This is a genomic window from Marinimicrobium sp. UBA4509 (genome assembly GCF_002388575.1).
GTDB classification, from domain to species: domain Bacteria; phylum Pseudomonadota; class Gammaproteobacteria; order Pseudomonadales; family Cellvibrionaceae; genus Marinimicrobium; species Marinimicrobium koreense.
The window spans coordinates 1-4,265 of record NZ_DGMV01000046.1 but is presented as its reverse complement, the minus strand read 5'-3'; the positions used below and the strand labels follow the sequence as shown (position 1 = coordinate 4,265).

Here is a 4,265-nt window from a genome sequence, read left to right as displayed (position 1 = left end):
GCGGTCAAGATCCCCGCCGTACCGTTGCACACTTGGTTACCTGCCGCCCACGTTCAGGCGCCGACTATCGGCAGTGTCATCCTGGCCGGCATCATGCTGAAATTTGGAACCTATGGGCTGGTTCGCTTCGCTCTACAAATGACTCCGGAGGCGTTCCGCGAAGCCGGCGTCGTTGTTTTGGTTTTCGGTGTCATCGGCGCGCTCTATGGCGCCTTCGCCGCTCTGGCGCAGACCGATCTCAAGCGCCTGGTGGCCTATACCTCGATCAACCACATGGGCTATGTGATCATCGGCGTCGCCGTGGCCGCACTGACCCTAGACCCCTCAGTGCGTGCCACCGCCCTCGATGGCGCCGTCCTGCAGATGTTCAGTCACGGCCTGGTGACCGGTGCATTGTTCTTCCTGGTGGGCATGATTCAGGAGCGTGCGCATACTCGGGAAATGGGTGAATTCGGTGGCCTACTTAAAACGGTTCCGCTGCTGGGCTGGTCATTTATGCTGGCAGCCTTCGCGTCCCTTGGTCTGCCTGGTCTGGCGCACTTTCCGGCCGAGTTCCAGATATTTCTCAGCACTCTGGGCACTGTGCCCGCCGCTGTTGTCGCGATACTGGGCATCGCGATCATTGCCGGCACTTTTCTCAAGGCAATCCGCGAAACCTTCCTTGGCGAGCCCCAGCAACGCTGGCATAGCATGCCCGACCTGAGCGTGCGGGAACTGCTCGCCGTGGCGCCACTGCTGGTGCTTACCCTAGTTACCGGGGTGGCGCCGTCCTGGGTGCTGGACATCATTCATCGGACGACCTCGGCGTTGGTGCTGTAATGGGTCATGACCTTGCGTTATTAATTCCCGAAATAGCCGTTCTGTTAACGGCGGTCGGTGCACTGATTGCGGAAATGCTGCGCTGGCCGCGCGTTGCCTTGGCGGTTGCCATCGTGGGCCTGTTCATCGCCACGGGCTTGACCTTGAGTATGCTGGGCACCGACGCCGCCGTGTTCGGGGGCAGCTTCCGAATCGACACGCTCAGTATTTGGGCCAAACTTATCCTGTTGCCCGCCACCGTGCTTTCCCTGTTGCTGGCGCGCGTGGATGTGCGAGGCACCGTTCGTGAGGGCACGGTCTACAGTTTGCTGTGCTTTGCCACTTTTGGTGCACTCGTTCTGGCCGGAAGCGGCGATATGATGTTTCTAGTGCTGGGCGTCTTGTTGACCAGCCTGGCCAGCTTCGCGCTGGTGGCCTACCCGGACGATGACCCGGCCACCGAAGCCGCCATGAAATACTTTGTATTCGGCTCGGTTACCGGCGCGGTGATGGTCTTTGGCTTGAGTTACTGGTTCGGCGCCGCTGGCTCCACGCTGCTCTCTGATCTCGCGCGCGCCGACGCCATGCCGCTAGCCGCCATCCTCGGTCTGGTGACGGCGATTGTCGGCCTCGGCTATAAGGCGTCATTGGTTCCGTTTCATTTCTGGGTGCCAGACGCTTATCAAGGCGGGCCCTTATCGATAGCCGCCTACCTGTCTGTGGTGCCCAAAGTGGGCGCTCTGTTCGCGCTAACCCAAGTGCTTCGAGACCTGCCCATGGAGAGCGGTTGGCCCGCAGTTATTGCGGGGCTGGCGGTACTGAGTATGACGTACGGCTACCTCGCCGCATTGGCGCAGGATAATGTCGTTCGGCTGTTGGCTTACTCATCAATTGCGCAGTCCGGTTACTTCCTGCTGGGCATTTTGGCCGTGGGCTCAAGCTCGCTTGCCTTGCCATCGATCATTCTATTCGCCGCCGCCTACGCGGCCATGAACCTGGGTGCCTTCGCCATTGTTGCTATGGTCGGACGCACCTTGACCGATTTCAATGGCCTGGGGCGCAACAGGCCATTAATGGGGATCGCAATGGTGCTATTTCTGCTGTCGTTGGTCGGCATTCCGCCACTTGCTGGTTTCGTGGGCAAGTTCCTGATTTTTGCGGCTGTCATAGATGCCCAATTCACGTGGCTGGCGGTGGTGGGGATTGTCAATAGTGTGCTTTCGCTGGCGGTGTATTTGCGCATTATTGTACCCATGTACCGGCAAGGGGAGGCGGCTCCGAATGCCCCCGAATATTGGCTGAGCATGGTGGCGATAACCGCGCTTTCAGGCACGGTCATCATCGGGTTGGCTGCGCAGTTCTTCCTTGTGATTCCGATGACGTAATGGCATTCCTAGTACCATGGTCGCTGACGTTTTAAGCGACGTATTTTTAAATTCAGACAAGAGGTTTAGCATGAAAGTTGAAACTATTTTTGACCTGATTGAATGGAGCCGAAAGTTGCACGGGAGCCTGGCAAAGTGCCTGTCTCATTGCGCTCCGCTTCATCAAAATGAACGCGCTTCTCTGCTGCTTGAGTATCTGGCCTCGCACGAAGCGGAAATAGAGAAAATAGTGGCAGGGTTTGAACAGCAGGCTGATCCCAGGGCAGCTCGCACTTATGTGTACGATTACATGCCGCACAATCCTATTACCACCCACCTGGATTGCGACGATCACTACGCCAAAATGGATGCCACTTCAATAGAGACGGAAGTGGTCGATTTCCACGAACAAATCATCAGTCTTTACCGAACGCTTATCGAAAAGGCAGAAATACCCGAGGTCACAGAACTGGTGCAGTCATTGCTGGATATGGAAGAGCATGAAACCAAGCGCTTGGTACGGCAGATAGGGCGCATGGATGACATGTAAGTAAAATAGGGCTATCCGTTTTTGCTGGAGTCAGCGCGCGGAGGCCGCTGCCGGCCCGGTACTTCTTGGCGGGCGGAAATGTCTCCCGCTAGGTTTGCTTGAGGAGAACTGGTGCAAAGCCACCACCTGGGGTGCGAAAATTGGTGGTCTGGCCCCGATACAAGCGCGCCGCCGCCAACAGCAGCTCGCCGCGATAGGTATATAGACGTACGTCGACCTTGAGCATTTCCCTCTCGTCATCGACCATCACCAGGCGTTCTGAAGGTGGCACATAGGTCTGCGCGATGTAGTCGCTTTCTAGAATTCGGGCAAAGGCGCTTTTTGTGAGTTTGCTGCCTTTGTAAACTCCTTTGCTGCCATGACCCGCTACAGGTTTGAAAAACAATTGCCGTCGCTGCCGCCAGAGTTCTTCGCCATTGGCGGCATCGACTAACTGGGTGCGCGGAATACTTTGGCGAAGCAATTCGGCGTTCTCAGCGCTCAGGCCCCACTCCCTCAAGGTCGTTTGATCTGACAGAACAGCCAAATTGCGTTTGTTCGCGAACAGTGCGTGAATGTGGGGGTTGGGGGTTATAACAGCGCCTCCCACCGACCAGGCCGCGCGTAAGGTGGCGTGATCGGGGGCTTCGAGTCCGAAGTCCACCAACCGATTGTACACCAGATCGATTCGTTTGCCGTTGCCGTACAGCACTCCGTTATTAAGCTGAAAATCTTTGGGGGACAGAATGTGGGTCTCGATTCCGCCCCTCTGCAGCAACCTCTGAGCGAGCCTGAACTCCGGATAGAGGTACTGTTCCTCTGGCTGATCATCGACGATCGCGATTGTCTCCAGGCGTCTGCTGCCGCGCTGGGCGCGCCATTCGCTTTCGAACTGACGGATCACCTCGCGGTCAAAGTCCTCGGTCCAGAGTTCATTGGTCGCACCGCCACAGCATCGTTTTTGGGCACGGACAAGAATCGCATTGAGAAACGCACCTCCGGCATTGGTGTTAATCTCGATTAGACGTGGTCCATCGTCGCCAAGATGGAAGTCATAGCCCATAAAGGCACCAGCGGGACCGGGGTCGAGCCGTGCTGTCGATGGTGCCCAGGACAACACCTTCTCTCGATAGTCGGAGAGCGCAGCGGCCGCTTCCAATGCGCGAACCAAGGCCTGCATCTTGGCCAGATCTTGGTCGGGAACAAAGACAGCAACGTTGGAGAAAAGTTGATGCCAGGCCTCGCTGGACAAAATATCCTCGGCGTCTTCACCCAGTAGATGGGCGATATCCTGAGCTACCGCTGGCCGATCGAGAGTGACGCAGGAACAACTTTGGTTGAGTCTTTTTGCCTCTGCCTGCTGTGAAGTTTCATTAGTTGGGTGCACAGGTCATACCAAATGATCGTAGGTTTACGAAAGTTCTCGGGATTGTAGCAAAATGCGCTGTACTTGGGCCATGGAACCCGCTTGATGAAGCGGTGGATTTGGTAACGAGTGGTTTTTCAGTCCGCACTTTCTCAAATGGGCATTTCATCGTCCGGTACCGTAAGCTGTATTAGTTCAGACCAAATCT

At 56.5% G+C, this 4,265-nt stretch carries 4 protein-coding genes; 3 read left to right on the top strand and 1 reads right to left on the bottom strand.

Annotated features, from left to right (window positions below; translation table 11 throughout):
• From B3520_RS06760 to B3520_RS06750, 3 genes are all read left to right on the top strand, one after another.
• Nucleotides 1-819, top strand: an 819-nt coding sequence (locus tag B3520_RS06760; RefSeq protein WP_286875744.1) for a complex I subunit 4 family protein, incomplete at its 5' end; no start/stop codon positions are given.
• Nucleotides 819-2,183 carry an NADH-quinone oxidoreductase subunit N gene (locus B3520_RS06755; RefSeq protein WP_286875742.1) on the top strand — a complete coding sequence of 455 codons (1,365 nt, stop codon included), beginning with the start codon at nt 819-821 and terminating at the stop codon, nt 2,181-2,183. The genes B3520_RS06760 and B3520_RS06755, both read left to right, overlap by 1 nt.
• Before the next feature lie 70 nt (nt 2,184-2,253).
• A complete protein-coding gene (locus B3520_RS06750) occupies nt 2,254-2,712 on the top strand; it encodes an ATPase (RefSeq protein WP_265367053.1) in 459 nt (152 codons plus the stop codon).
• An 88-nt stretch (nt 2,713-2,800) separates the two neighbouring features.
• On the opposite strand, the gene B3520_RS06745 is transcribed toward B3520_RS06750, so the two are convergent.
• Nucleotides 2,801-4,078, bottom strand: a complete 1,278-nt coding sequence (locus B3520_RS06745; RefSeq protein ID WP_286875740.1) for a hypothetical protein — start codon at nt 4,076-4,078, stop codon at nt 2,801-2,803.
• Between the last annotated feature and the right edge of the window lie 187 nt (nt 4,079-4,265).

What these genes read in the sequence shown, in the direction of transcription:
- B3520_RS06755 (WP_286875742.1), top strand. Translation starts at nt 819, where the DNA reads ATGGGTCATGACCTTGCGTTATTAATTCCCGAAATAGCCGTTCTGTTA.
- B3520_RS06750 (WP_265367053.1), top strand. Translation starts at nt 2,254, where the DNA reads ATGAAAGTTGAAACTATTTTTGACCTGATTGAATGGAGCCGAAAGTTG.